This is a genomic window from Aeromonas cavernicola, from assembly GCF_002795305.1.
GTDB lineage: Bacteria > Pseudomonadota > Gammaproteobacteria > Enterobacterales > Aeromonadaceae > Aeromonas > Aeromonas cavernicola.
This window is the reverse complement of sequence record NZ_PGGC01000019.1, coordinates 1-1,547: the sequence shown is the minus strand read 5'-3', so window position 1 is coordinate 1,547 and position 1,547 is coordinate 1. Positions and strand designations below refer to the sequence as shown.

At 53.5% G+C, this 1,547-nt stretch carries 2 pseudogenes; both read right to left on the bottom strand.

Annotated elements, in window-relative coordinates:
- Positions 1–192, bottom strand: a pseudogene (locus tag CUC53_RS02870) (hypothetical protein); the annotation flags it as partial.
- A gap of 377 nt (positions 193–569) precedes the next feature.
- Positions 570–1,547, bottom strand: a pseudogene (locus CUC53_RS02865) (IS110 family RNA-guided transposase); the annotation flags it as partial.

The following is a 1,547-nucleotide window of genomic DNA, read 5'->3' as shown; positions in this document are numbered from 1 at the left end:
AGATGTGTATAAGAGACAGTCATATAGATGGTCTGGTCAGTGTAAAGCGGGCTCGGCCCCGTCGCCCATGATGATCGTGGTGAAACCCGTTGCGCATGGCCTCGGCGTCAACCCAGAAGGGAGTGAACCACGGTTAATCAAAGAGGTGTTGTATTGAGGCCAGTTGGTGATGGGGTGAAGCGACGTGCCCATGATGCAGACGTTAAGGGGGATGGTAGTGATCAGATCACCGCTTCCTCAGTTAGTTCCATTCACACAGCATTGATTTGGAAAACATAGATGGTCGCCCCAGTTTGCCAAGCCCTCAATCCATGAAAGTGTGTCAGGGGGAGATTGCAGCCATAGATCCGGATTTCACCGAGTCTACTGCCTCTATCCCTGATGGAATTCGCTGGCTGGCTCCGCTATCAACGCCACGTACTTGGAAGTACTTTGTTTCCCTCGGGTTTTACCAGCCACGGTCTGACCTGTCTCGCCATCACTTCATGATTGCCTGGGCAATCGGTGCTTCCTTACCCATTTTTGGTCATAGGACTGTCAATCAGCCCTTACATTGCCAAACCTGTTTTTCATGCAGCCATGCCACAGTGGGCATCATATTTTCTGTCGTGTGCCAGCAATGCCCAGATGATTCTAGCCGTCTTGTTGGCTTGCGCTACCACCGCCACGTTAGGGTTGCGCCGTGCCATCACCCCAGCCAGCTTCCCGAGAACAACTCCTTGCGTTCTGCTACTCGTAGCACCGCCCGAGCGCCATGAATTAACAAGGTGCGCAGATAGCTGTCGCCACGCTTGCTGATCCCAAACAAGTTCTGCTTACCACCGCTGGAGTGTTGCCGTGGCACTAACCCCAGCCACGCGGCCAATTGCCGACCATTCTTGACGTTTTTCGCATTGCCGATGGAAGCAACCAGTGCGATTGCGGTGATAGGGCCGATACCTGGCAGCTGGGCTAAGGTTTGGCGGGCGGCACTGTCCTTATGCCAGCGAACGATCGCGTCTTCCAATTCATTTACTTGCTTGTCGAGCATCTTGAGGTGCTCGTGAAGTCGCATTAACAAATGGCGAAACGTTCCTGGCAAGCCGTTTTCACTGCCCTCCAGCAGCTCGGGAACATGTTTGCCTATGTGGGTGATGCCTTGAGGAAGGATGAACCCATATTCTGCTAACAGGCCTCGGATCTGGTTGGCTTGGGCTGTCCTGGCCTTGATGAAGCCTTGTCGGGCACGATGCAAGGCCTGGATGGCCAACTGTTCGCTGCACTTTATCGGCACGAAACGCATGGTGGGCCGAGTCACCGCTTCACAAATAGCTTCTGCATCCGCAGCATCGTTCTTGTTGGTCTTTACATAGGGCTTAACGAACTGAGGCGCCATCAGCTTTACGGTATGCCCCAGCCCTTGCACTTTATTGGCCCAGTAATGGGCACTGCCGCATGCTTCCATGTCGATCAGGCTAGGAGGAAGATTGCTAAAGAATGAGAGCATCTGCTCCCGCTTCAACTATCGCTTGAGGACCGTCTTGCCGTGTTGATCAACGCCATGTAAT